We start from the raw sequence: 23,107 nt of genomic DNA, 5'->3' as shown, positions 1-23,107 counted from the left end.
GGACGGCCGGGGACGGCGCAACGACACCGGCACGGGCCGCGGAGGACGGAGCGCCGCCCGCCCGCGCCCGGGACGACGGCAGGCCGGGCGGCCCCACCGACGGCCGGACCGAGTCCAAGGCCGACCGGAACACCAAGATCACGATTCTCGTGGCGCTCGCCGCCAACCTGGTGATCGCCGTGGCCAAGGCGGTCGGCGGCGTCCTCGCCGGCTCGCCGGCGCTGCTGTCGGAGGCCGCGCACTCCGTCGCCGACAGCCTCAACGAGGTCTTCCTGCTGGCCGCGCTGCGCCGCAGCCGCCGCCCCGCCGACGCGCGGCACCCCTTCGGCTACGGCAAGGAACGCTTCTTCTGGTCGCTGCTCGCCGCCGTGGGCATCTTCGTCATGGGCGGCTGCTTCTCCTTCTTCCAGGGCTTCGAGGCCCTCCACAACGGCGCCGAGGAGACGTTCAGCGGCTATGTGGCGGGCCTGATCGTGCTCGGCGTGGCCCTGGTCGCCGAGGGCGCCTCCCTGCTGCGGGCCCTGCACCAGGTCCGCCGGCAGGGCGGCGGTCTCGGCGGACTGCGCGACCCCGCGCTGCGCACCGTGATCGCCGAGGACGGCACGGCGGTGCTCGGCGTGACCCTGGCGCTGGTCGGTATGGCGCTGCACATGACGACCGGTCAGGTGGTGTGGGAGGCGTCCGCCTCGCTGGCGATCGGCGTGCTGCTGGTGTACGTCGCCTACCGGCTCGGCCGCGACGCACGCGCCCAGCTGATAGGAGAGGCCGCCGACCCGGAACTGAGCGGCCGTATCCGGTCGCTGCTGCAGGCGCAGCCGGAGATCGACAGCGTGGAGGCGCTGTTCACGATGAAGATGGGCCTGGACTCCACCCTGGTCGCGGCCCGCATCGACTTGGCGCCGGGCCTGGACAGCGAACGCGTGGAGGAGGTCGCCGTACGCATCAAGCGGTCCCTCGCCCGGACGTTCCCGGACGCCGACCAGATCTTCCTCGACGTCACCGACCGGCCCGCGGGCGAAGCACGCGAAAGCCCCGCCGCGACGGGGGAGCGCGGCGGGGCCTGAGGCACGGGTGCCCGTGCCGAAGCGGCTTCACACGCTTCGGGGGCGGTCACTTTCTCCGGACACGGCCCGGCGCGGAGCGCGGATGCGCCGCGCCGGGCCGGACGCGCCGGCCCGCGAGCCCTTCTCAGCTCGCGTCGAGCGGCTCCAGCACGAAGACCGGGATCTCCCGTGACGTCTTCTTCCGGTAGTCGGCGTACGGCGGGAACGCCGCCACCGCCCGCTCCCACCACTCGTCCTTCTCCGCGCCGGTGACCTCACGGGCCCTCATGTCCCGCTTCACGGGACCGTCCTGGAGTTCCACGTGCGGATGGGCCTTCAGGTTGAAGTACCAGAACGGATGGTCGGGCGCCCCGCCGACGGAGGCGACCGCCGCGTACCGGCCCTCGTGCTCCACCCGCATCAGCGGCGTCTTGCGGAGCTTGCCGCTCTTCGCCCCCCGGGAGGTCAGCACGATCACCGGCAGCCCGGTGTCCCGCAGGGTCGTCCCCTTCGTCCCGCCGGAACTCTCGTACAGCTCGACCTGCTCGCGCACCCACTGGGTGGGGCTGGGCTCGTACTCACCCTCAAGAGGCATGGGACTCCGTCTCCTTCGCCGTCCGGCGACTGCCCGCCGCCGGTTGCGGCCCCGGCGGGCCGCGCTTCGTCCGTACCGGATGCCCGTCCGCCGGCGCGGGGATTACCTCGCGGGTCATCGCGCCGGCCCGCCGGCCACGGCACAGTGGTCACGTCCCGATCACCGCCCGCAGGGGAGGCAGCCGCCCATGTCCGCCGACCGCACCGCCGAGACCCGCTCCGCCGTCCGGGAACTGCTCCGCAGGATAGGCCAGGGCGACCCCGAGTCGGTGGCCGAACTGTACGCGGAGGGCTGCGACTGGCGGCTGGACTGGCCGGAGGAGGACCACGGGCGCGCCGACACGCCGTGGATCCGGCACCGTTCCGGCCGCGCCGACGCCGCCGCGCACTACCGGGAACTGGCCGCCCACCACGTCCCGGAGAAGGCCGCCACCACGGTCGAGCGGATCCTGGCCGACGGCGAGGACGCGGTCGTGCTGGGCGAGATCCGGCAGACCGCCGCACCGACCGGCCGCGCCTACACCGCCCGGTTCGCCCTGCACCTCACCGTCCGGGGCGGCCTGGTGGTACGGCACCACGTCTACGAGGACAGCCTCGCCGTGGCCCGCGCCTTCGCCTCCGGCGCGGGCGGCGCGCGGCTGCCGTGACCGGGCAGGCGCGCGGCCTTTCGCGGCCGCGGTCGGCCGACGGGCGGGCGGGGTTCCCCCTTCGGACCGGCGCGCTTCGGCCAGATCGCGCGCGTCACCGAAGTGGCCGAACTTTCCGTCGACCCATAGATGCCTGGGGCATCTAATGAAGATCGGCACCACGCACTTCTTCGTCTGCGAGGTCTTCCCATGACGGAACTGACGGACATCACCGGCCCGGCCGCTCCGGCCGCACCCGTCGCCTTCCCCCAGGACCGCACCTGCCCCTACCACCCGCCCACCGGCTACGCCCCCCTGCGCGACGGGCGCCCCCTGTCCCGTGTCACCCTCTACGACGGACGCGAGGTGTGGGTCGTCACCTCGCACACCGCGGCCCGCGCCCTGCTCGCCGACCCCCGGCTGTCCACCGACCGCCGCCACCCCGGCTTCCCCGTGCCCACCGCGCGCTTCGAGACCGCCCGCGACCGCAAGGTGGCCCTGCTGGGGGTGGACGACCCGGAGCACCACCGGCAGCGGCGGCTGCTGATCCCGTCGTTCACCGTCAAACGCGCCGCCGCACTGCGCCCGTGGATCCAGCGGATCGTGGACGGGCTGCTGGACGCGATGATCGCGCAGGGGCCGCCCGCCGAGCTGGTGTCCGCCTTCGCGCTCCCCGTGCCGTCGATGGTGATCTGCGACCTGCTGGGCGTCCCGTACGCCGACCACGAGTTCTTCGAGGAGCAGTCCCGCCGCCTGCTGCGCGGCCCGACCGCCGACGACACCGAGGCGGCGCGCATCCGGCTGGAGGAGTACCTCGGCGGGCTGATCGACGCCAAGGCGGAGCAGGCCGGACCCGGCGACGGCATCCTCGGCGAACTGGTGCACCAGCGGCTCCGCACGGGCGAGCTGGAGCGCTCCGAACTCGTCTCGCTGGCCCTCATCCTGCTGGTCGCCGGGCACGAGACGACCGCCAACATGATCTCCCTCGGCACCTACACGCTGCTGCGGCACCCCGGCCGGCTGGCCGAGCTGCGCGCCGACCCCGCGCTGCTGCCCGCCGCGGTGGAGGAGCTGATGCGGATGCTGTCCATCGCCGAGGGACTGCAGCGGGTGGCGCTGGAGGACATCGACGTCGCCGGCACCACGATCCGGGCCGGCGAGGGCGTGCTCTTCTCCACCTCGGTGATCAACCGGGACACGTCCGTGTACGAGGATCCCGACACCCTGGACTTCCACCGCCCCGCCCGCCACCACGTGGCGTTCGGCTTCGGCATCCACCAGTGCCTGGGTCAGAACCTGGCCCGCGCCGAACTGGAGATCGCCCTCGGCAGCCTGTTCGCGCGTCTGCCCGGGCTGCGCCTGGCCGTCCCGGCGGAGGAGATCCCGTGCAAACCCGGCGACACGATCCAGGGGATGCTGGAACTCCCCGTGACCTGGTAAGAGGCTCTGCGCATGCACATCGACATCGACAAGGACGTCTGCATCGGGGCCGGGCAGTGCGCACTGGCCGCGCCCGGCGTCTTCACCCAGGACGACGACGGGTACAGCACCCTCCTGCCCGGCCGCGAGGACGGCGCGGGCGACCCGATGGTCCGCGAGGCGGCCCGCGCCTGCCCGGTGGGCGCGATCACCCTGGCCCCCTGACGGACCGGCGGACGGCGCGGCCGGCCGCGAGGCGGAGACCCGCGCCGCCTCCCGGCGGCCGGGCACCTGGGCGTGCCGGTGAGCGCGCCCTCGGTCGCGCGGGCGTCCCCTAGCGCACCGTGCGGACGTACGCGGCCCGGTCCGGTGTGGACACGTTCCGGTCGCGGCGGACGATGCTCAGCCGGTCGCCCCAGCGCGCCCGGGCCTTGCGCAGTCCGGTGTCGGTGTACTCCACGTCCACCACCCGGTCGTCGAACGCCTTCGCGTACACCTCGCACTCGTCGTACTGCCCGCACTCCTCCGTCACCGCGAAGTCCAGCCCGGCCCGCTCGCGCCGCCCGGCCAGTTCCGCGGTGTTCTTCTGCGCGACGGCCAGGTGCCGGGTGTGCGCGTGCCGGGAGAGCAGGGCCATGAACGCCGTCGCGTCGGCCGCGTCGAGCAGCCCGTGGGAGCGGGTGTAGCTGTCGTAGTTGTCGGGCTCGACGGCGTCGAAGCCCTTGCGGGCGCAGTCGTCGATCCACCGGTTCACCCGCCGCGCCGCCCGCTCCCGCCGGGCCGGGGTGCGCAGGTCGAGCAGCGGTTCGTCCCAGTCCTGGTCGACGACGACCCTGCCGTGCGCGTCGCGCAGCAGCAGGCCGGCCGGCCAGGAGGCGCGTTCGGCGGGCTGGGCCTGGAAGGCGTTGACGTAGCAGATGTTGTACAAGCCGGGCGCGGGGGAGTCGGACCGGTCGCGGCTGACGATCCGTACGCCCGCCGGCGGGGGGTAGGCGCCGCCGATCTGGTAGTCGAACCCCGCGTTGCGCGGAGGCAGCCGCACCGCGGCGGGCTTCGGCGGGGAGGCCGGCTGCTCACCGCCCGCGGCACAGCCGGCCAGGGCCGTCACCGCGGCGACGAGCACCGCCAGGAGGGCGCCCGGGACCGTGCGCCGCCCCGCGGCGCGGAGAACACCCGTCGAGGTCACGTCCGCTCCATCCTGCCCACGCCGGACGGCGTACGGCACATGTCAAGATCACATCGCCCGCGCACCGGCGCCGTCAAGCCGGCTCCCGGGCACGCCGTGGGCTCCGCCGTGACCCCGTGCTGATGTCGCGGGCCCGGACGGGCCACGGAGCGCAGACGGCGGCCCTCGCCGGCGCGTCCCGGTCGACGAGGACCGGCCGCAAAGGGAGCGAATGCGTTGCGTTGACAGAATGTCAATGAGGAATGCCGGACGGGAATGCCGCTTACCCGAGGGTCACTTGTTCGGGGGTGTTCCGCTGTGCAAAAGTGTGCGTCGTCGGCGCGCAGGCGCATGCATTCCCCCGCAGTGCGCCAGGCCGCTCCCGTACACCCCCCACGCTTCGACAAGGCCGCCCAGGGTGGGCGTTCGAGCTGCCTCACCGCCTCACCGCGCCCGTTGGTATGGACTTATTTCCGTGTCGCTCATGGAGGAATGCAGCCGTGCGTGAGGCAGGCCCGTCGGACGAGCAATTGAGCGCCGAACTGAAGAAGTGGACGGGGACCGCACCCGCGCTGCACCCGGTCGGCGAACTCCTCGACCGGCACTGGGCGGCGGCCTTCGCCTACGCCCGCCTGTGCACCGACGGGCCGCGCGCCGCGGGCATGCTCACCACGGCGGCGTTCACCCGGCTGTTCGGCGCGGCCCTGCGGCAGGCCGGCCCGGCCGCCGCCTGGCGGCCCCACGTACTGGTCGCCGTGCGCCGGCTCGCCGCCGAGTGGGACGCCGACGACCGCAGGGAGCTCCTGCACCCCGCCCTGCGCTCGGGCGGCGGCGCCGGGGAGCGCGCCGCGGCCCGGCTGCTGCCGCCGCCCGGCCGGCGGCTGCTGACCCGCGCCTTCCAACGGGCGCCCGAGACCTCCCGTGCCGTGCTGTGGCACTGCGAGGTCGAGGCGGAGCCCCTCTCCGTGCCCGCGGCCCTGCTCGGCCTGGACGAGGAGGGCGCCCGCGTGGAACTGAGCCGGGCCCGGGCACGGCTCCGCGAGGAGTGCCTGCAGGCGCACCGTGAACTCGCCCCCGAGGACGAGTGCCGGCGCTATCTGCGGATGCTGGACGTGACCTTCCGGCGCGGCGGCGCCGCCGTCGATCCGGATTTGCGGGAGCACCTGGGGCGCTGCGCCCACTGCAGCCGTACCGGCGAGCAGCTCGACCGGTTCAACGGCGGCCTCGGCCTCGCGCTCGCCGAGGCGGTCCTCGGCTGGGGCGCGCGCGGCTATGTGGAGTCCCGGGCCCGCGGCGCCGAGGAGCCCGCCGAGCCGGCCCCGGCCGCCGCCGCGGTCGCGCCCGTCGGCGGCGAGGCATTCACCCCCGCGGACCCGCACCCACCCGCCGGGGCCCGGGGGCCCGCCGTGGCGCCCGACACCGCCGGGTGGTCCGACTTCGCCGTATCCACCGGGTGGACCGGGTCCGCAGCGCCTGCCGAGGGCGCTGACGCCGCCGGGACCGCCCTAGGCGTCGGAGCCGCCGGAGCCGCCGGAGCCGGGTGGGCCGGCTCGGCCGCGATCGCCAAGTCCGGCGGATCCACCGGATCCGCCGGATCCGCCGGGGGCGGCTTCGGGGCCGCCTCGGGCGCCGCTTCCGCCGGTCCCGGGGAGCAGGCCGGCGCCGGCCGGCCGGCGCGCCGCGCGGCGTCCACCGGCCGGCGCCGGGCCGCGGGCCGAGGGGCATCCGCCGCCCGCTCCCGCTCCGGCGAGCCCGCCCCCGACGCCCCCGCCGCACCCGGCGGCACCGGCCGTTCCGCTCTTCGTGCCGCGCGACGCGCCCGCCGCCGCAACCTGGCCCTGGCCGTCCTCACCGTCAGCGGGCTGGTCGTGGTGCCCCTGGTGCTGTGGTCGGCGCACGGCTCCGGCGACCCCCGCGAGCCCGGGGCCGCGGGCGCGCCCACCCGCACAGCGGGGCCGGGAGGGGACACCCGCTCCCCGGGCGGGTCCTGGACCGGCGGCAACCGTGCCGGACACAGTGCCCTGCGCGGCAGACTGCACAACCTCGCCTCCGGCCTGTGCGTCGGCGTCACCGGCAAGAAGGCCGTCGAGGGCGCCGAGACGGAACTCGCCGCCTGCTCCGCGGCGCCGACCCAGCAGTGGACCTACGAGACCGACGGGCTGCTGCGCAACGCCGCCGCTCCCGGCCTGTGCCTGGACTCGCGCCTCGGCTACTCCGTCCGCCTCGCCCCCTGCGCGGCCACCGGCGAGGCCGCCCGGACCCTCCGCTACGACTTCACCCCCCAGGGCGCCCTGGTGCCCCGCGGGAACCCGGAACTGGCCCTCACCCCGGCCGCCACCGACGGCTCCGGCGCCCTCGTGCTCAAGACCCGCGCCCCGGGCGCCGCCCAGCGCTGGTCCGTCGACACCGCCCACCCGGATCTGCGGATGGAGAACGTGAACTGGAGCGGCGGCGACACCCCACTGGCGGCCTCCGACGCGCCGCCCGCGGCGAAGAGCCGCCCGGCGGCGGCTCCGCCCACCGCCGCCGGGCGGTGCGCCGCGCACGCGCAGCCCTGCGACCGGGACGACGGCGGCTCCGGACACGGCGGGCGGCGCCGCCGCTGAGGCACGCCGGGCGGGCGAGGCGGTGTCCTCGCCGCACCGGCGGCGCCGGGCCGGGGCGCCCGGTGACGACGGCGCGCGCGGCCGGGCCGGTCAGGGGCCGGTGCCGGGGCTGAGCACCGTCAGGCGGACGGACGAGGAGTTCCCGGAGACCGGCACCGGGCCGCCCGACCACGGCACCTTCAGGTGGTCGCGCTCGTCCGGCGGGGTGACCAGCAGGGCGGCCGGCGTGGCCGTCTTCGCGCCGGTGATCTCCGGGTTGGAGAAGGTCAGCCCGGCCCAGGCGCTCTGCCCGGGCTTGAGCACGACGGTCGCCGGGGAGCCCGGTTCACGCTTCGGGTCGGGGCCGAGCTGCGCGCCGGAGGCGTTGACGAAGGCCGCCCCCGGATAGCCGTGCAGGGTGCAGGTGCGGCCGGACCTGTTGGTCAGCACCAGGGGGAAGTTCTCCTGCCCGGCGCCCGGGTCGTTGCGGCCCACGGAGGCGCGCAGCTCCGAGGTGTGGCAGCGGCCGCCCGTCGCGGGCCGGGCGGCCGCGGCGGTGCCGCCGCCCGGGGACGCCGTCGTCACGGGGGCGGAGGACGAGACCGCGCCGACCGGCACGGTGCGGGTGGAGACGGGCGCCGACGCGGACGCCGGGCCCCGCGTGGCGTCCTGCACGGGCGCCGCCGTACCGGACACCGTGATCGGGGGGTTGCCGCGGGCTCCGTCGCCGTCGCCGCAGGCGGTCAGGAGGCCCAGCACGGCGACCGTGCCCACGAGCAGGACACCGTGCCGGGCGGACCGGGGGGTGTACACCATGTCGCTCACCACTCCAGGATCGTCGGACACGCGCGGAGGCGTGCCGTCGGCGCCGGGTGCGCCGTCCTCTCGGTCCGATGCACGGGACGCCGGAAAAGTTCGGGACACACCGGGTTCTTTCCCCCCACTTGACCGTGGGCCATGCATTCACGCCACTCGCAGGGAGCGCAGTACGCCGTCGGCCGCGCCGCCCGCTCCCCGCTCACGCAGCTGCACGTACACCTGCGGCCGGGCGGGACCGCCCGCCGGGACCAGCGCGCACTCGGTGAACGAGCCGCCGTCCGGGCAGCCGCCCCAGGTCCGCACCAGCCCGTGCCAGCGCGTGCCGGCGAAGGTGCGGGCGCCCCGATAGCGGCAGCCGGGATGGGCGAGCGCCCTCACCTTCGCGGTGATGCCGCCGTGCGCGACGACCCCGGCGAAGACCCCGTCCACAGGGGCGCCGGGGTCGGTCCAGCGGGACAGGTCGCCGGCCACCACCAGGCCCGGCTCGTGCCCCGCGGCCAGCCCGAGCGCGCGCGGATCCCAGCCGGAGGCGCGCAGCTCCCGGCCCCAGCCGGCCGGTACCCGCAGGGTCACCCGCCCGGTGGCGTCCGCGACCGGCACCGTTTCGCCGGCCGGGCCGCCCCGGTGGAGCACCGCGGTCGCCGTGACCGCGGCGGCCGTGGCCGCGAGGACCGCGGCGAGCGCCAGGCGCACCGCCGTGAGCCCGGCGCGGACCCCGTCACGCCGTCGAGCGGCCCGCACCGGCGCCGTTCCCGCCAGCTCGTCCAGCGCGTCCGCGAAGGCCAGGGCGCTAGGCCAGCGCCGCGTCCGGTCCGGCTCCAGCGCCCGCAGCACCGCCCGCGCCACGTCCCCGCCGAGGTCCGGCCGCAGCCGCCCGGGCGGCACGACCTTGCCCGGCGGGCCCGGCACGGTCCCGGTGAGCAGCTCGTAGCCGACCGCGCCCAGGCTGTAGACGTCGGCCCGCTCGTCGACGCCCGCGCCCGGTTCGGCCTGCTCCGGCGGCCGGTAGCCCGCCGAGCCCGCGGCCAGGGTCAGTCCCGAGGCCTGCGCGAGGCTCTTGGCGAGCCCCAGGTCGGCCAGCAGGACGCGGCGGGAGCCGTCCGGGGCGGTGCGCAGCAGCACGTTGCTCGGTTTGATGTCGCGGTGCACGATGCCCGCCTCGTGCAGCGCGGCGGCGCCGCGCGCGGCCTCGGCGGTCAGCGCGAGCGCCTCCCGCACCGGCAGCGCACCGCCCGCGGACAGGTCGGCGAGGGTGCCGCCGTCGGCGTACTCCATCACGAAGTACGGCCGCCTGTCCGGGAGTTCACCGAGGTCGTAGACCTGCACCACCCGGCTGGAAGCGGCCCGGCGCAGCAGCCGCGCCTCGGTGAGGAAACGCTCCCGCACATCGAGCCGGTGCGCCCAGTTCTCGGCGAGGACCTTCACCGCCACCGGCGCCCGCAGCTCCGGGTCGTGCGCGAGCCACACCGTGGCGAAGGCGCCGCTGCCCAGCGGCCGTTCGAGGCGGTGGCGGCCGATCCGCCCGACGGGGTGCATGCCACTATCATGCCTGCCCCGACGGCGACTTCGAGGGGAGGCGCTCGTGCAGGACGAGGCGCCCGCGGAGGACCTCGCCCGGCGCGCCGCCGCCGGCGACGGCGCGGCCCTGGACCGGCTGCTGGGCGAGATCCGGCCCGAGGTCGTGCGCCGCTGCGGGCGCTTCCTGCCCTGCCGGGAGGACGCCGAGGAGGCCGCCCAGGACGTGCTGCTCCAAGTGGCCCGCCACCTGCCCGCCTTCGAGGGCCGCAGCCGCTTCGGCACCTGGCTGTACACGGTGGTCGCCAACTGCTGCCGGCAGAAGTACCGCGAACTGAAGCGGCGGGCCGCCGAACAGCCCGCCGCCCTGCGGCCCGAGCAGGCCGTCGACCCGCGCACGACCAGTGTCATCGCCGGTTCCCGGGTGGACCTGCTGGAGGCCCTGGAGCGGCTGGAGCGGGAGCATCCGCACCTGGTCGCGCCGCTGGTCTACCGGGACGTCTGCCAACTGGACTACGCGGAGGCCGCCGAGCGCGCCGGCATCCCGCTCGGCACCCTCAAGTCCCGGCTGCACGAGGCCCGCAGGCGGGTACGGCCGTGGCTGTCGGCGTCCTGAACGCCCCCGGCCCGCCTCACCGGTCCTCCTGGAACAGCGGCAGCTCCGCCCAGATGGTCTTGCCGTCCGCGGTGTGCCGGCTGCCCCAGCGCTCGGTGAGCTGGGCGACCAGCAGCAGGCCCCGGCCCCCCTCGTCGAAGGTCTTCGCCCGGCGCAGGTGCGGGGCGGTGTGGCTGGTGTCGGACACCTCGCAGATCAGCGTGTCCGCGTCGTGGATCAGCCGCAGCCGGATCGGGCGGGAGCCGTAGCGGATGGCGTTGGTGACCAGTTCGCTCACCACCAGTTCCGCGGTGAACGTCGCCTCGCTGAGCGACCAGGCGTCGAGCCGGTCCACGACCTGCTTGCGGATCGGTGCGACCAGCGCCGGGTCGGCGGGGACGTCCCAGGTCGCCACCTGCGAGGGGGGCAGGCCCCGGGTGCGGGCGAGCAGCAGCGCCACGTCGTCGGGGGCGCCCCCGTCCGGGAGCAGGGCCCGCAGGACGTGGTCGCAGGTCTCGTCCAGTGAGCCGCTGCTCCGGCCGAGCGCCCGGCACAGCAGCTCGCGGCTGGCGTCCGCGTCCCGCTCCCGGGACTGCACCAGGCCGTCGGTGTACAGGGCGAGGACGGCGCCCTCGGGCAGGTCCACCTCGGCGCACTCGAACGGCAGCCCGCCCAGGCCCAGCGGGGGCCCGGCGGGCAGGTCGAGCAGCCGGGGCACGCCGTCCGGCCGCAGCAGCACGGGCGGCGGATGGCCGGCGCGGGCCAGCGCGCAGCGGCGGGACACCGGGTCGTAGACGGCGTACAGGCAGGTCGCGCCGACCTCGCCGGGGCTGCCGTCGCCGGACTCCTCCGACAGCCGCACCACGAGGTCGTCCAGGTGCGTGAGCAGCTCGTCCGGGGCCAGGTCGATGTCGGCGAGGGTGCGGACGGCGGTGCGCAGCCGGCCCATGGTGGCCGAGGCCTGGATGCCGTGCCCCACGACGTCGCCGACGACCATCGCGACCCGCATCCCGGACAGCGGGATCACGTCGAACCAGTCCCCGCCCACCCCGGCCCGCGCGGCCGGCAGATACCGCGAGGAGACCTCGTCGAGCGCGGCCGTGCGCGGCAGGGAGCGGGGCAGCAGGCTGCGCTGCAGGGCGAGGGCGGTCTCCCGCTCGCGCGAGTAGCGGCGGGCGTTGTCGATGCAGAGCGCGGCACGCGTGGTGATCTCCTCGGCCAGCAGCCGGTCGTCCGCGGTGAACTCCTCCGGGCTCCGGTGCCGGGTGAAGACGGCCACGCCCAGGGTGAGGCCGCGGGCCTGGATGGGCACCGACATCGAGGAGTGGATGCCGTAGGCGCGCACCTGCTCGCCGCGCGCGGTGTTCCAGGCCAGCCACTCGTCCATGTCGCCCGCGGCCACCGAGGCGATGATCGTGCGGCCCGCGGTGAGCGAGTCGGCCTGCGGGGAGCCGGCCGGGTACCGCTCGGTGCGGCCCGGCTCCGTCACCGCCTCCGGCACACCGCCGATGACCGAGCCGTGGGCGGCCCGGCGCAGTGTCACGGGCGCCGTGACCCGCGCCGGGGGCTCGCCGCCGTAGTCCTCGGGGTCCAGCAGGTCGACGGTGACGAAGTCGGCGAGCGCGGGCACGCAGATGTCGGCGAGCTCCTGCGCCGTACGGGTCACGTCGAGCGTGGACCCGATGCGCCCGCTCGCCTCGTTCACCAGTTGCAGCCGCTCACGGGCCCGGTGGCTGTCGGTGACGTCGTGCGCGGCCAGGCACACGCCCCGCACCCGGCCCGCCGCGTCCCGCACCGGCGCCATCCGGGCGAGCCAGGCGTGGGCCCGGTCCTCGCCCGTGGTGTACACGGACGTCCGCACGTCCTGGGCCCGGCCCGAGGTCAGCACCCGGAGCATGGCCAGCTCCAGCTCCTCGCTCTGCGGCCTGCCGCCGATCTCCGCGACCCTGAGGCCCCGTATCCGCTCCTCCGGCAGGCCGACGACGGCGGCCATCGCCGCGTTCATCCGGCGCAGCCGCAGCTCCCCGTCGTACACGGCGACCGCGCACGGCGACTGGATCAGACCCGCCCCGGCGAGCGGGTCGTCCGCGGCGGGCGGCTGCGCACCGCTGAGCGGGGTGACCACGAGCCAGCCGCCCCGGCGCCCCTCCTGCGGCGGACGGCGGTGGGCGAGCAGCCACACCGAGACGGTACGGCCGTCCCGGTGGCGCAATCCCACCGTGCCCTCCCAGCGGCGGCCCGCGGGAGCGGCCGGGAATCCCGCACCGGCCAGCAGCTCGGCGGCGGGGCGGCCCAGCACGGCGTCGGGCGGGTGGCCGAGCAGGCGCCGTGCGCCCTCGTTCCACTCCACCAGCGTTCCGTCGTCGTCGATGACAGCCCGGGCCGTCGCCGCGTCGTCGAACGGATAGACCCGGCTCATCGTCGCCGCTCCCAAGCGCACACTCACAGTGAACAGGTGGCACCACTCGCGTCCCAGCGTAGTGCTTCGGGTACGCCGGTGAGCGCCGGCCCCGGTCGTCGGGCCGGCCGGACGGACAGGAGCGGGGCCGCGGTCAAGGGGAGATCCGGCCGATGTGCGCAGCGGGGGACCCCGGACACCTTCCGGGCCAGCCGTACCTGACGTGTCGTCAGGAGCCCTCTGGCGCAGGCTCGTGGTGAGCGTCTCCCGGTGCTGTCCGAGTGCGGCGGCCGCGGTCTGCCGGCCCGGGAGACGTGCGGTGTGCGGCCGGGGCCCCGGCGCCGCACACCGGGCGGCCGGCCCGAAGTGGCCTGCCGCCGACGGCCGTTCCCCCGCGTCCGGCCGGGCCCGGCCGCGACCGCCGCGGCGTGCGGCGGCTATACCCGCCGGACACCGCGCCGGGATTCGGACGGTACCGTGGCGGATGCGTTCCCACCTGCGGGTATTTACGCGGGAGTACCCGCACGGTACCGTGAGGGACATGCCAGCTCTCAACGTGGAGTTCAGCGAACGGGAACTCGAGGACCTGCGGCAGATCGCCAAGGAGCGCGGTACGTCGATGAAGGCGCTGGTGCGTGAGGCCGCCGCCGCCGACATAGCCCGGCACCGGGCCCTGCAGGAGGGCGCGGAGGCGTTCCGGCGCTTCTTCGCCGCCCACGCCGAGGAGTTCGCGGTGGCCTTCCCCGACGACGAGTCCCCCGCCAGGGGCGAGGCCGCCTGAGCGATGCCCTCCGTCATCCACATCGACGTCCCCTGGCTGCTCCAGCGGCACGAGGAGGTCCTGCCCGACCAGCCCGCCGTGGACGACTTCTCCGCGCTGGTCGCCGCCGTCGCCCGGCACCGGGTGGACCCGCCCCGGCTCGGAGTGGACTCCGACGCCGCCTGGCGTGCCGCCGCGCTGCTGCACACCCTCGCCGTGCTGAAGCCGCTGCCCGCGGCCAACGCCCGCTTCGCCTGCGCCACCGCCGTCGCCTACATGTTCGTCAGCGGCGTCGGCATCGACCCGCCCTACGGCGCCCTCGTCGACCTCGCCCGCGACCTGATCTCCGGCAAGACCGACGTCTACGGCGCGGCCGACCGGCTCCGCTCCTGGCAGATCTGACCGCACCGGCTCCGGACCGCACCGCGTCCGGACCGGCCCGCGTCCGGACTGCACCGGCCGGCCCGGACCGCGACGCTTCCCGCTTCGAGCCAGCGGCCCCCGCCCCGGTGGGCGGGGAGCCGCCGGGCCGCCGGCCGAGAACGGGAGGGACGGGGCCGGCGGCCGGCCGCGCGGGGGAGGCCGCCGACCCGCGCGGGGCCCGCGGAGCAGGGCCGGCGTCCAGTCCACCACCCGCGCCGCACGCTCCGGGAGCGTGCGCGTCCGCGGCGTGCGTGCGCGCCCTTCACACGGGGCGCGGGGGAAGCGCCCGCCCGGCGGACCGGCGCCGCCCGACTGCCGGTCCGCACCGCCCTGTTCCGGTCTGCCGGCGTCCCGTGCGCCTTGTTGCCGGTGTGGAAGGTGTGCGAAGGTTCGCACCGCGGTGCGTCTCCGCTCCTCTGCACGTCCCGAGCGCGGCGGACACGCACCAACGCACCACGCAGCGAAGGAATCCACCCCGTGCCCACCCCCCACCCTCCCCGGCCTTCCTGTCCGCCGCCCGGCGGCGACCCCGGGGAGCCCGACGAGTCGCTCGCCGGCCCGCTGCGGGCCGGCTCCGACGCGGAGGCCTCCCGGTCCGCCGCCCTCCTGATGGCCCGGCACTGGGAGCCGGTCCAGGACTACGCGGTCGTCTGCCTGGCCGCCCCCGGGCAACTCGCCCACATGGTCACCGCCGCCGCCTTCCACCAGGTCCTCGGCCGGCTGGCGCTCGGCGAACCCGCCGAGGCGCTGCGGCCCCGTCTGCTGGTGGCCGTCCGGGACACGGTCGCCAACTGGTCCGGCACCGACCGGATCACCGCCGCCCTGCCCGGACTCGGGAGATCCGCGGGCCGCGCGCCGCGTGCCGCACAGCCGCGGACACCCGACGACCGCGTCCTCGCCGACCGCTCCTTCCACAGCCTGTCCCGGGCGGAGCAGGCGCTGTTGTGGCACACCGAGGTCGAGGCCGAGCCGGTCGACGTTCCCGCCGGACTGCTCGGCATGGACGCCGAGAACGCCACCGCCGCGCTCGAACAGGCCCGGGAGGCATTCCGGGCGGGCCTGGTGCGGGCCCACCGGGAACTCGCGCCCGGCCAGGAGTGCCGCCACTACAACCGCCTGCTCGACGTCCCGATACGGCGGGGCGGCGCGCTGCTGCCCGACGTCCGGAAGCATCTGGCGGGCTGCGCCCACTGCCGGCACGCCGCCGAGCAGCTGGGGCAGAGCGGGGCCGCGCCGGGCGTGCTCCTCGCCGAAGCCGTCCTCGGCCGCGGCGCCCGCCCGTACCTCGACTCGCGTCCCGGACGCCGGCAGGGCGCCGCCGGCGGCCGCGGCGGCTCCCGGCGCTCCGGCGGACGCCGGCGCGGCGGCGGGCGATCGGCACGCACGGCCGCGCCCGGCGGACGGCGCCGCTCCGGCCGCGGCGGATCCGCTCTGCCCGGCGCGGCGGCCCGGCTGTCCCCGCCCGACCGCCGCGCCCTGGGCCCGGTCCGGTCGTCCAGGGCGCTGCTGACCGGAGTCGGCGTGGCCTCGGCCGGGCTGCTCGCCGCGGTCCTGGCGATCAGCGTGTGGCCGGCCGGCGGAGAGGGCACCGGCCCGGCCGCCGCCACCGGCGCGGCCCCCGGCACCGACGCCGGATCTCCTTCCCACGCCGGATCCCCGTCCGCCGCGCCCGGCACGGCGGGCCTGCCCGCCGCCGGCCGTCCGGCCCGGCTGCGCAACGCCGCCGCCGGTCTGTGCCTGGACGTCAGGGGCACACCGGCGGCGGGGGCGAGCGCCGTCGTCGCCGACTGCTCCACGGCGGTCACGCAGCAGTGGACGTACGAGCCCGACGGGCTGCTGCGCAGCGCGGCCGACACGAGCCTGTGCCTGGACTCCCACGCCGACGCCGGAGTGGTCATCCTCGGCGACTGCGCCGACGCCGGTGACGAGCGGGGCGACGACGTGCGTTACGACCTCACCGGCCAGGGCGAGCTGCTGCCCCGGTGGGACCGGACGCTGGCCCTGGCCGCCACCGGCGACCGGGCCGGCGGCGACCTCGCCGCCAAGGTCCGGGACGGCTCCGCCGGCCAGCGCTGGACGGCCGACGCGCCGACCGCGAGCCCCGGCTCCCTGCCGACCGCCGGCGCCGGCGGGCCGTCCGCCCACCCCGCGCAACTGCCGGAACAGCGCACGTAGCAGGCGCGCCGCGAGCACACCCCGGACCGCCCGGCCCCCCGCGCCTCCGGCACAGGGGTGGTACGGCGGCTGCGCCCCGCCCCGGGCGCGGCGGGCCCATGGGCGGCCGGCGCGGGCCCTTAGGGCGGGGCGGGTGCGGCAGCCCCGCCCTAAGGGCACGGCGGCGTGCACGGGCGGTGCTCCGCCCCGGGCGCCCGCGTTCCGCCACGGCCGCGTCGCTCCCGCTCGTGCCGGCGGTCGTGCGGGGGGTGCCGCGGGCCGGTGGCTGCGGCGGGACGGCCGGCGTCGGCCCGGCGCCGGCGCGCGGGTGTTCCGGCAGGGTCAGGCGGGGGTCTCCGTCAGGTCGGCCGGCGTCACCGCCGCCGGGCGGGTGTGGCCGCACAGCGCGAGCGTCAGGTCGAACTCCGCCAGCAGACAGCGGATGACGTGTTCCACGCCCGCCTGCCCGTCCAGGCCGAGCCCGTACACGTACGGTCGGCCCAGCAGCACCGCCCGGGCGCCGAGGGCGAGGGCCTTGAACACGTCGTCCCCGGTGCGCACCCCGCTGTCGAACAGCACCGTGAGCCGGTCGCCGGCCGCCTCCGCGACCCGCGGCAGCGCGTCGGCCGCCGCGACCGAGCCGGCCACCTGCCGGCCGCCGTGGTTGGAGACCACCACGCCGTCCATCCCGGCGTCGGCGGCGAGCCGGGCGTCGTCCGGGTGCAGCACGCCCTTGAGGACGATCGGCCCGTCCCACAGCCCGCGCAGGAAGCCGAGGTCCGGCCAGGTGTGGCCGGCGTCCCCGAACAGGCCGAGGAAGTGCAGCACCGCCGCCTGCGGATCCTCCTGCACGGGCTCGGCGAGGCCCGCCCGGAACGCCGGGTCGGTGAAGTAGTTGGCGGTGCCCACGCCGTGCAGGAACGGCAGATACGCCTGGTCCAGGTCGCGGGGGCGCCACGCCAGCAGCGGGGTGTCCAGGGTGACGACCAGCACCGAGTAGCCGGCCGCCCTGGCCCGGGTGAGGAAGCTCCGGGTGACCTCTCGGTCCTTGCCCCAGTACAGCTGGAACCAGCGCTCGGCGTCCCCCATCGCCTCCGCCACCTGCTCCATCGGTGTGCTGGACGCCGACGACAGGACGTACGGCACCCCCTGCGCGGCGGCGGCCCGGGCGGCGGCGCACTCCGCGTCCGGGTGCACGATCGACAGCACGCCCACCGGCGCCAGGGCGAGCGGCGCCGGCAGGGTCCGGCCGAGCACCTCCGTCGTCAGGTCGCGCTCGCGCACGTCCCGCAGCATGCGCGGCAGGATCCGGCGCCGGGCGAGGGCCGCCCGGTTGGCGCGGGCCGTGCTGCCGTCCCCCGCGCCGCCCGCGACATAGCCCGCGGGACCGGGCCCGAGCCGCTGCTCGGCCAACTCCTCCAGCCGGGTCAGGTCGGTCGGGAGCCGGGGCACCGCTCCGCTCGTCCCGTTCAGATAGATCTCGTACTGGAAGTCCGCCCAGTGCCGCGCCATCCGTCCCTCCCACGTCGCGGACCGCGTCCACCGGGACGATACCGACCGGTAAGTCGGGCGTCATCCGACCGGACGCCGTGAGGAGCGGCTCCCGGTGATCAATTGATGAACACAAGGAGTCATCAAGGAGCGCGACGCGGGCGAAGTCGGAATGTTTCAGGACGATTAACGAACAGCGCATTTTCAGCCATCCGGCCGGTCCCAGGGCGGGGGAGCCGTGCAGTTCCGGGGCCACGGTGTTCGGGTTCCGTGACTTCACGCCACTGATTCAACACGAAATGTTACTGAAACCTATGGGTTCGATGTGAGTTTCGGCCGGGGACTCGGCAGAGTGGCGCTCGCCGCTCCGGCACCCGACCGGGCCGGAGCCGGCTCCCTGTCTGTTCGAGCGGAAGGATGCACACAATGCGGAACACCGCGCGCTGGGCAGCGGCCCTCGGCCTCACGGCCGCCGCCGTCTGCGGACCCCTGACCGGGGCCGCCGCCGCTGCACCGGGCGCCGCCCCGTCGTCGCTCTACGCCCCCTCGGCCCTGGTGCTGACCACCGGCCACGGCACCGACGCGGCCACGGCCACTCCGGAGCGCGCCGTCACCCTCAGCTGCGCCCCGACGGCCTCCGGAACCCATCCGGCGCCCGCCGAGGCCTGCGCCGAACTGCGCGGCGTCGGCGGCGACCTGGACACCCTGAAGGCCGAGGACGGCGTGATGTGCACCAAGGTCTTCGACCCCGTCTTCGTCACGGTCCAGGGCGTCTACCAGGGCAAGCGCGTGGCGTACGAGCGCACCTTCGGCAACGCGTGCACGAGGGACGCCGTCGGCGGCAGCCTCTTCGCGTTCTAGGGACCGGGATCGCAGGGGTCCCCGTGGACGCCGGATCAGGCCCGCAACTGGGGAGTGCGGCCCCTGCAGCGGGGAACCTGCGATCTCGCACCGGGACCGGGCGGGCGGAGTGGGGCCGCCCGCCGGCCCCGGGCACACAGCCGCTCCCCGGGGGAGGTCCGTGGGGGGCCGTCCCCGGGGAGCGGCGAGAAACAACCGGTTTCGACCAGGCGCTCAGGCCTTGCGCCGGTGACTGGTGTCGCACCAGGGATAGCGGCGACTGCGCCGGCAGGTACACAGAGCGACGCGGAACCGGTCCGACGAGACCGTGGTCCCGTCCTCCAGCTCGACCTCCACGGGGCCTTCCACCAACAGCGGCCCGCGCCGCTGCACGGTGATCCGGCGGGCCCGCTCAGCAGGATCGTTCGGCACGGATGACCACCAGCTCTTCCCTGTCGTCGGCCGGCGCGAGCAGCCCGCGCCGGCGCAGCCAGTCCTCCCGGGAGCGCAGCACCGGCCCGAAGGCGATCCAGCGCCGCCGGACCACCGCGGCCTTCAGCCCGGCCTGCCGCAGCAGTTCCAGGGTGCGCTCGGGCCCGCTCAGCGCCGAGTGCACGATCAGCAGGACCCCGCCGGGACGCAGCAGCGCCGGGGCGTCCCGGCAGATCCGGTCCAGCAGCAGCCGCCCGTCGTGCCCCGCGTCCCAGGCCCGCGACCGGCCGCGCGGCCGGCGTCCGGCGTCGGGCGCCGGCACATAGGGCGGATTCGCCAGGATGAGGTCGAAACTGCGGCCGCGGACCGGCGCGAACAGGTTGCCGCGCCGGATGCGGACCGGCAGGCGGGTCAGCCACGCGTTCAGCCGGGCCGTCCACACCGCTCGCCGCGACACGTCCACGGCGGTCACCTCGGTCCCGCGCCGGGCCGCCTCCAGGGCCAGCGCACCGCTTCCGGTGGCCACGTCCAGCACCTGCGCACCGGCCGGCGGCGCCTCCTCGCGGAGGACCTCGGCCAGCAGCTCCGTATCGTCCTGCGGGGCGTACACACCCGGGAGCAGCAATGCGATCACAACGCGCGGGTACCCCGGTATTCAGGATGTATGGGACAGCTGCTGGTCCAGGGGTGTCCGCAGGGACGACCTCCCCGCGCGCCAGTCGGTGAGCAGCCGCCGGGCCAGCCGCTCCTCCAGGTACTCGGTCGCGTCGATCCCGAAGGCGACGTCGGCGGCCAGCTCCGGCTCCTCCTCGAGCAGCCCGACGATCACTTCGTGCCGGACGACCTGTTCGTGCACCGCGTCCGCCTCGACGTGCTCGTCGTAGAAGAACTCCGCGGCCGGACCGGCGCCGGTGCGGCGCATCGCCTCGGCGAGCCGGCGGGAGCCGGGGGAGGAGGTGATCTCCACCTCCGCGAAGTGACCCACCAGCGCGCCGCGCAGGTCGCGGTGCAGCCCGAACAGGGACATCAGGTTGACCACGGCCAGCATCTCGGCGGCGGCCGCGCCCAGGTAGCGGCCGTACGCCGGGTCCAGGCCCAGATCCCTCATCAGGTCGGCGAACAGCCGGGCGTGCACCCGCTCGGCCCGACCGCCGCCGAACTCGTCGAACTCCACCGCCGCCATCGCCGCCTTCGCCCGGCCCCACAGCCGCGGCAGCACCCAGGCGTGCGGGTCGGCCTCCTTCAGGTGGTACAGGGAGCGCTGGGCCGCGTACTCGCGCACCTGCCACAACTCGCCCTCGTCGCACAGGAAGTGGCTGATCCCCGTGCCCTGGGCCGGTTCCACCAGCAGGGCGCCGAGCGCGTCGTCCAGGCTGTCGTGGACCGGTGCGTCGGCACGCAGCGCGGCCAGGAAGCGCTGCTCCAGCGCCGCGCGGACGCGCAGCAGCTCCGGGTCCCACTCGGTCTGCGGCGGGACACCGGCGAAACCGCGGTAGTGCAGCTCGTAGCAGAGGTACAGGGCGAGCTGCAGGTCGTCGCCGTACGGGTCGGCGCTCCGGGCGTCCTCGGGGCGGGGCAGGGGGCCCGTGCCGCGCAGGTACGCGGTGACCGCGGCGGAGAGCGGGCCACGGGACGGGGGCAGCTGGGGTCCTCGCAGGTGGTGGTTCATGGGGCTCGGGTACCCGGCGCGCGGCGAAGCAGTGGTGGGCGTGCGGCGAAGCAGTGGTGGGCGTGCGGCGCCGCGGCGGTCACCGCGCGCCTTCCGCCCGGTCCGGTCGGGGCGGCCGGCGGCGGTGCGAGGACGGAGTGGCGGGCGCCGGGCCGGCCCGCCCGTCTCCCCGGCTTCGGCGTGGCGGGCCCGTCCGCCGGCCGGACCGGTCTGTCGCGTCTGGCCTGCCGGACCGGCCTGCTCACCCTTCCCGGCCCCTCTCGCCTTCGTGCCGCGCGGCGGGGGCGGGGCACGGCGGCCGCCGGTGTGCGGACGGCGTACGGCCGCCCGGGCGAGCCGGCGCGTCCCGTCGGGGCGGAGTCCCGCCCGACTCAGTCGCCCTCCGCCTGCTCCTGCGCTCCGGCGTTGGGGGTGATCGCGTCCCCCGCCTCGCCCGAAGCACCCTCGTCCCCCTCGTGCTTCCCGGCCTCCTCGGTCTCCCGGAGGACCTCCTCCAGAGCCGTCTGCGGCCGGTCCTCGCGCTCGTTCCCGCCCGGCATGGCCTCTCCTTCCGCCGTCGTGATGATCTCCCGTGCGGGTTGCCCGTCACGGCCGTCTCAAGCGTCGCCCCGGCCGGAGCGGACCCGCTCGGCGGATCGGCGGCAGCGGGTCACGGGACCGGGCGGCTTCGCCGTGCGCGGTGTTTCATCCTGTGGCGCCCTGGATACACCGCGAAAGTTCGGCCCCCGGAGTCCGCGAGCCCGAGCGCACGCGAGCCCGAACACACCGTCGCTGTGAGGTCGCCACCATGTCCCATGCCCCGTCCCCCGCAGGACCGTCGAACCGCACCAGGCCGGTGACGGCCGCCGTCCCGGAGACGGGCCGGGCGCCGCGTGCCGCCGGGCGCCGGGCCGGCCGCGCAGGCGCCGCCCTGGTGACGGGAGCGTCCTCCGGCATCGGTGCGGCCGTGGCCCGTCGGCTGGCCGCCGAGGGAGGCTGGCGGCTGGCGCTGAACGGGCGGGACGTCACCCGGCTGGAGCAGGTGGCCGCCGAGTGCGGCGCGACGGCCCTGCCCGCGGACCTGACCCGGCCCGGCGCCGACCGCCGGCTCGGCGACCTCGCCCTGGACCACCTCGGCCGGCTGGACCTGCTGGTGGCGGGCGCCGGCGTGGGCTGGGCCGGGGACTTCACCGGCATGCCCGGCCCGCGCATCGACGAGGTCGTCCGCGTCGACCTGCTCGCCACTGTCCACCTCGTGCGCGCCCTCCTGCCCCACATGGTCGCGGCCGGATCGGGGCGCATCGTGCTCATCGGCTCCTTCGCCGGCAGCGTGGGCGTGCGCGGCGAGGCCGTCTACTCCGCGGCCAAGGCCGCGCTGGCCGCCTTCGCCGACGCCCTGCGCTACGAGCTGCACGGCACCGGGGTCGGCGTCACCCACGTCATCCCCGGCGTGGTCGACACGCCCTTCTTCGACCGCCGCGGCGCCCCCTACACCCGGTCGTGGCCGCGGCCCGTGCCCTCCGCCCGCGTGGCGGACGCGGTCTGCGCCGCCGTCCGTCGCGGCCGGGACGAGGTGTACGTCCCCGGCTGGCTGCGCCTGCCCGCCCGGGTGCACGGCGCCGCGCCCGGACTGTACCGGCGGCTCGCCGTCCGCTTCGGGTGAGCGGCCGTGACCGCCGTCACCGTCCTGCTCGCCCTGCTCGCGGCCCTGTCCAACGCGTCCGCCTCGGTGCTGCAGCGCCGGGCCGCCGTGCAGGAGCCGGACGAGGGCAGCGGGGCGGGGCCGGCCGTGCGCCGGTTCGCCCACATGCTGCGGCGGCGGTCCTGGCTGGCCGGCGCGGCCCTGCTGGCCCTGTCCAGCCTGCTGCAGGCCGGTGCGCTGGCGGTCGGCAGCCTGTCCCTCGTCCAGCCGTTGCTCGCCGCCGAGCTGCTGTTCACGCTGGCCGTCGGCAGTGCCGTCTTCCGGCGCCGCCCGGACGGCCGGACCTGGCTGGCGTTCCTCGCGCTCGCCGGCGGGCTCGCCCTGTTCCTCCTCGCCGCCGCGCCGTCGTCCGGACGGCCGACCGCGCCGCCGGGGGCCTGGCTGCTGGGCGGCTGCGGCACGCTGGGCGGCGTGCTCCTGCTCGTCGCGGCCGCCCGGCCGGTCAGGGGCGCGACCCGCGCCGCGCTGCTAGGCCTCGCCTCCGCCGTGTCCTTCGCGCTGACCGCGGCCCTGCTGAAGGAGGCGGTGGGGCGGCTCGGGCGCGGGCCCGAGGCCATGTTCGCGCACTGGTCGCTGTACGCGACGGGCGCCGCCGGGCTCGTCGCCTTCCTGCTGCTGCAGGGCGCGCTCGCGGCGGGCTCCCTGACCGCCTCCCAGCCCGCCCTCACCCTCGGCGACGCGCTCACCAGCGTCGTGCTCGGCTGGGTGCTGTTCGCCGAGACCATCCAGCTGGGCCTGCGCCTGCTGCCGGAGGCGGTCGGCATCGCCCTGATCGGCGCGGGCAGCATCGGCCTGGCCCACGCTCCGGCCGTCGGAGGGGAATGGGACACGGCCGGGGGCCGCCCGCCGGACCTGGACGGCGAACGGCTGCCGGCGCCCCGCAGCCCCTGACCCACCG

General features: G+C 76.5%; 22 protein-coding genes. 12 read left to right on the top strand and 10 right to left on the bottom strand.

Annotated elements, in window-relative coordinates:
• The first annotated feature begins 137 nt into the window (after positions 1-137).
• On the top strand, positions 138-1,064 hold the full coding sequence (locus ABZ261_RS13605; protein ID WP_356858730.1) for a cation diffusion facilitator family transporter: 927 nt from the start codon (positions 138-140) through the stop codon (positions 1,062-1,064).
• 124 nt (positions 1,065-1,188) lie between these two features.
• On the opposite strand, the gene ABZ261_RS13600 is transcribed toward ABZ261_RS13605, so the two are convergent.
• Complete coding sequence (locus ABZ261_RS13600; RefSeq protein ID WP_356858581.1) at positions 1,189-1,638, bottom strand: nitroreductase family deazaflavin-dependent oxidoreductase; 450 nt, start codon at positions 1,636-1,638, stop codon at positions 1,189-1,191.
• 187 nt (positions 1,639-1,825) lie between these two features.
• Here ABZ261_RS13600 and ABZ261_RS13595 point away from each other — a divergent pair, with 187 nt between their 5' ends.
• The 3 genes from ABZ261_RS13595 to ABZ261_RS13585 all read left to right on the top strand — a co-directional run bounded on the left by ABZ261_RS13595 (position 1,826) and on the right by ABZ261_RS13585 (position 3,907).
• On the top strand, positions 1,826-2,284 hold the full coding sequence (locus ABZ261_RS13595) for a nuclear transport factor 2 family protein (protein ID WP_356858579.1): 459 nt from the start codon (positions 1,826-1,828) through the stop codon (positions 2,282-2,284).
• Between the two features lie 189 nt (positions 2,285-2,473).
• The gene (locus ABZ261_RS13590) at positions 2,474-3,703 is read left to right on the top strand and encodes a cytochrome P450 (protein WP_356858577.1); all 1,230 of its coding nucleotides are present in this window, start codon (positions 2,474-2,476) and stop codon (positions 3,701-3,703) included.
• A gap of 12 nt (positions 3,704-3,715) precedes the next feature.
• The gene (locus tag ABZ261_RS13585) at positions 3,716-3,907 is read left to right on the top strand and encodes a ferredoxin (protein ID WP_356858575.1); all 192 of its coding nucleotides are present in this window, start codon (positions 3,716-3,718) and stop codon (positions 3,905-3,907) included.
• A gap of 109 nt (positions 3,908-4,016) precedes the next feature.
• Here ABZ261_RS13585 and ABZ261_RS13580 read toward each other — a convergent pair whose 3' ends face one another.
• Complete coding sequence (locus ABZ261_RS13580; RefSeq protein ID WP_356858728.1) at positions 4,017-4,781, bottom strand: endo alpha-1,4 polygalactosaminidase; 765 nt, start codon at positions 4,779-4,781, stop codon at positions 4,017-4,019.
• A gap of 566 nt (positions 4,782-5,347) precedes the next feature.
• Here ABZ261_RS13580 and ABZ261_RS13575 point away from each other — a divergent pair.
• Positions 5,348-7,453 carry a ricin-type beta-trefoil lectin domain protein gene (locus ABZ261_RS13575; protein ID WP_356858574.1) on the top strand — a complete coding sequence of 702 codons (2,106 nt, stop codon included), beginning with the start codon at positions 5,348-5,350 and terminating at the stop codon, positions 7,451-7,453.
• A 90-nt stretch (positions 7,454-7,543) separates the two neighbouring features.
• Here the strand turns inward: ABZ261_RS13575 and ABZ261_RS13570 are convergent, their stop codons facing one another.
• On the bottom strand, positions 7,544-8,248 hold the full coding sequence (locus tag ABZ261_RS13570) for a DUF4232 domain-containing protein (RefSeq protein ID WP_356858726.1): 705 nt from the start codon (positions 8,246-8,248) through the stop codon (positions 7,544-7,546).
• A 147-nt stretch (positions 8,249-8,395) separates the two neighbouring features.
• Positions 8,396-9,787 carry a serine/threonine-protein kinase gene (locus ABZ261_RS13565; protein WP_356858572.1) on the bottom strand — a complete coding sequence of 464 codons (1,392 nt, stop codon included), beginning with the start codon at positions 9,785-9,787 and terminating at the stop codon, positions 8,396-8,398.
• Between the two features lie 46 nt (positions 9,788-9,833).
• Between ABZ261_RS13565 and ABZ261_RS13560 the strand changes: the two genes are divergently transcribed.
• Positions 9,834-10,382 carry an RNA polymerase sigma factor gene (locus ABZ261_RS13560; protein ID WP_356858570.1) on the top strand — a complete coding sequence of 183 codons (549 nt, stop codon included), beginning with the start codon at positions 9,834-9,836 and terminating at the stop codon, positions 10,380-10,382.
• Between the two features lie 16 nt (positions 10,383-10,398).
• On the opposite strand, the gene ABZ261_RS13555 is transcribed toward ABZ261_RS13560, so the two are convergent.
• Entirely contained in the window at positions 10,399-12,780 is a 2,382-nt protein-coding gene (locus ABZ261_RS13555) for a SpoIIE family protein phosphatase (protein ID WP_356858568.1), read from the bottom strand.
• A 520-nt stretch (positions 12,781-13,300) separates the two neighbouring features.
• On the opposite strand from ABZ261_RS13555, the gene ABZ261_RS13550 reads away from it, so the two are divergent.
• From ABZ261_RS13550 to ABZ261_RS13540, 3 genes are all read left to right on the top strand, one after another.
• Positions 13,301-13,540 carry a hypothetical protein gene (locus ABZ261_RS13550; protein WP_356858566.1) on the top strand — a complete coding sequence of 80 codons (240 nt, stop codon included), beginning with the start codon at positions 13,301-13,303 and terminating at the stop codon, positions 13,538-13,540.
• A gap of 3 nt (positions 13,541-13,543) precedes the next feature.
• Positions 13,544-13,921 (top strand): toxin Doc, encoded by a 378-nt coding sequence (locus ABZ261_RS13545; RefSeq protein ID WP_041666033.1) that lies wholly within the window; start codon positions 13,544-13,546, stop codon positions 13,919-13,921.
• Between the two features lie 498 nt (positions 13,922-14,419).
• Positions 14,420-16,117 (top strand): RICIN domain-containing protein, encoded by a 1,698-nt coding sequence (locus ABZ261_RS13540; protein WP_356858564.1) that lies wholly within the window; start codon positions 14,420-14,422, stop codon positions 16,115-16,117.
• A gap of 321 nt (positions 16,118-16,438) precedes the next feature.
• Here ABZ261_RS13540 and ABZ261_RS13535 read toward each other — a convergent pair whose 3' ends face one another.
• Complete coding sequence (locus tag ABZ261_RS13535) at positions 16,439-17,608, bottom strand: lactate 2-monooxygenase (protein ID WP_356858562.1); 1,170 nt, start codon at positions 17,606-17,608, stop codon at positions 16,439-16,441.
• 405 nt (positions 17,609-18,013) lie between these two features.
• Between ABZ261_RS13535 and ABZ261_RS13530 the strand changes: the two genes are divergently transcribed.
• Positions 18,014-18,448, top strand: coding sequence for a subtilase-type protease inhibitor (locus ABZ261_RS13530; RefSeq protein WP_356858560.1), 435 nt, complete (start codon positions 18,014-18,016; stop codon positions 18,446-18,448).
• Between the two features lie 213 nt (positions 18,449-18,661).
• Here the strand turns inward: ABZ261_RS13530 and ABZ261_RS13525 are convergent, their stop codons facing one another.
• From ABZ261_RS13525 to ABZ261_RS13510, 4 genes are all read right to left on the bottom strand, one after another.
• Entirely contained in the window at positions 18,662-18,859 is a 198-nt protein-coding gene (locus ABZ261_RS13525; RefSeq protein WP_356858558.1) for a CDGSH iron-sulfur domain-containing protein, read from the bottom strand.
• Positions 18,840-19,493: a HemK2/MTQ2 family protein methyltransferase gene (locus ABZ261_RS13520; protein ID WP_356858556.1), complete on the bottom strand. Its 654-nt coding sequence runs from the start codon at positions 19,491-19,493 to the stop codon at positions 18,840-18,842. The genes ABZ261_RS13525 and ABZ261_RS13520 overlap by 20 nt, the downstream gene beginning before the upstream one ends.
• Before the next feature lie 21 nt (positions 19,494-19,514).
• Positions 19,515-20,528 (bottom strand): iron-containing redox enzyme family protein, encoded by a 1,014-nt coding sequence (locus ABZ261_RS13515; RefSeq protein ID WP_356858554.1) that lies wholly within the window; start codon positions 20,526-20,528, stop codon positions 19,515-19,517.
• A gap of 371 nt (positions 20,529-20,899) precedes the next feature.
• Positions 20,900-21,067, bottom strand: coding sequence for a hypothetical protein (locus ABZ261_RS13510; protein WP_356858552.1), 168 nt, complete (start codon positions 21,065-21,067; stop codon positions 20,900-20,902).
• A gap of 248 nt (positions 21,068-21,315) precedes the next feature.
• Between ABZ261_RS13510 and ABZ261_RS13505 the strand changes: the two genes are divergently transcribed.
• A complete protein-coding gene (locus ABZ261_RS13505) occupies positions 21,316-22,170 on the top strand; it encodes an SDR family NAD(P)-dependent oxidoreductase (protein ID WP_356858550.1) in 855 nt (284 codons plus the stop codon).
• 6 nt (positions 22,171-22,176) lie between these two features.
• Positions 22,177-23,100 carry a DMT family transporter gene (locus tag ABZ261_RS13500; RefSeq protein ID WP_356858548.1) on the top strand — a complete coding sequence of 308 codons (924 nt, stop codon included), beginning with the start codon at positions 22,177-22,179 and terminating at the stop codon, positions 23,098-23,100.
• Positions 23,101-23,107 lie beyond the last annotated feature (7 nt).

The organism is Streptomyces sp. NPDC006193 (assembly GCF_040613915.1).
Classification (GTDB): Bacteria; Actinomycetota; Actinomycetes; order Streptomycetales; family Streptomycetaceae; genus Streptomyces.
Note: the sequence above shows the minus strand (reverse complement) of the source record. Positions and strands in the feature narration are given on the sequence as shown.